Annotated in this window: 1 protein-coding gene; it reads right to left on the reverse strand. The window is 69.4% G+C overall.

Annotation, left to right across the window (positions count from 1 at the left end):
• Window positions 1-219 precede the first annotated feature (219 nt).
• Window positions 220-1,383: an IS701 family transposase gene (locus ACZ3TS_RS42995; protein ID WP_467628716.1), complete on the reverse strand. Its 1,164-nt coding sequence runs from the start codon at window positions 1,381-1,383 to the stop codon at window positions 220-222.
• Window positions 1,384-1,420 lie beyond the last annotated feature (37 nt).

Genomic DNA, 1,420 nt, shown 5'->3' on the forward strand with positions numbered 1-1,420 from the left:
CTAGTACTACAGGGCTAGATCTGCATCATCTGGATGCGCATGCGTCGGCGGAAGTGGTGCCTGCGGGCCTCAACTTGGTGGCGACGGCGGAACGTTGACCAACGCAGGGCGTTTTGGATCTCGCGGAGGGGGCGGCCGATGAGGTTGAACAGGCGGCGGGCCTCGGCGAGGGAGACGTGTATGCCCCGGCGGGGCTGGACTCGCCCGGCCGCGGCGGGCTCAGCCGGTTGCGGACGGTCCGTCAGCCCGGCCCCGGAAAGTTGTCCACAGGCCGAGGTTCCCCTTTTGAAGCGTCTGTCGCATCACCGCGAGCAGACACAGGGCCAGCATCGACATCGTGACGTGCCGGTACCAGGCGTCGTACTTGCGTACCTGGTACTGGTCGAGTCCGGCCTCCTGCTTGGCGGCCTCGAAGCACTCCTCCACCGGCCAGCGCGAGCCGATCGCGCGGATCACCTCGCCCAGTGGGTCGCGGCGCGGGGTGAAGCAGTGGAAGTAGGCCAACTCGCCGCCGCCCAGCGGGCGTCGGACGATGTAGCGGTGGTCGGGGTCGGCGCTCTCGATCACGGCCCAGTCGTAGCTGCGGAAGCCCTTCGTGCCGATCCCGCAGGCCCGGCGGGTGTAGGCCCGCTTGGGCAGCGCGGCGGCCAGCTCCTCGATCTTCCCTGCATCCCCGGACGCCGTGGCGGCCTCGGTGTTCTTCGGCACCGCCATCACATAGGAGACGGTGCGCTCCTCCAGGAAGGCGCGCAGGGCCGGGTTCTGGCCGAACTCCTCGTCGGCGGCGAACCAGGCGAAGGGCACCTTCGCCTCAAGCGCCCGCTGGACCATGAGCTGGACCTGCTGCGGACGGGTGCGGAAGGGGACGGTGTCGGGCACGCCGGCCTCGCGGCATCGCTCGCGGTCATCCACCCAGGTGTGCTCGGGCAGGTACAACTCCCGATCCAGCAGCAGCCGGTGGCCACCGGGGGTGGCGTAGGCCAGGAACGTCCCGATCTGGCAGTTGTCGATCCGCCCCAGCGTGCCGGAGTACTGCCGCTGCACCCCGGCGGATTTGCGGCCCTTCTTGGCGAACCCGGTCGGGTCCGCGATCAGCACTGCGCGTTCGTCGGCAAACCGCTCCATCGCGTATCCGATCAGCTCGTCCCGCAGCCGGTCCGAGTCCCACGGGGTCAGGTTCAAGAACCGCTGCATGCGCTTGGGCTCGGGCGCCCCCGCGTGCTCGGCGATGGTCCAGCCGTTCTTCTTCTCCAGCGGGGCCAGCAGCCCGCGCAGGTACTCGCGCGCGTGCGCCCGCGACTCGGGCCGGTAGAACAACGGCCCGATCCGGGCGCACACTGCCTCGAACTCCGTATCCAGGGCCTGGAGGTCCTCCGCCGCCAACTCGTCCTCGACCAGATCTTGCGCACTCACGGAAGAC

It is taken from the genome of Streptomyces sp. NPDC022910, assembly GCF_055561075.1.